General features: G+C 47.4%; 1 pseudogene. It reads right to left on the bottom strand.

Annotation, left to right across the window (positions count from 1 at the left end):
• A pseudogene (locus E8Q33_RS15385) lies at nucleotides 1-249 on the bottom strand (phosphoketolase); the annotation flags it as partial.

Here is a 249-nt window from a genome sequence, read left to right as displayed (position 1 = left end):
CCTCTATCATCAAACAATTCTTCTGGTCGATAACTTTGCATCCATTTGTTAAGGATTTCGACATGCCCTTCCTTATCCATATCGCCCATTGGAACTTGATGAGAACGGAATGTGCCTTCCGTTTTTTTGCCATCCACTTCTTCTGGACCTGTCCAGCCCTTGGGTGAACGAAGAATGATCATTGGCCAGCGTGGACGCAGATGCACACCATGTTCACGCGCATCGTTCTGGATATGCCGGATTTGTTCC

Origin of the sequence: Methylophaga sp. SB9B (assembly GCF_004832235.1) — a bacterium.
In the GTDB taxonomy this organism is placed as follows: domain Bacteria; phylum Pseudomonadota; class Gammaproteobacteria; order Nitrosococcales; family Methylophagaceae; genus Methylophaga; species Methylophaga muralis.
Note: the sequence above shows the minus strand (reverse complement) of the source record. Positions and strands in the feature narration are given on the sequence as shown.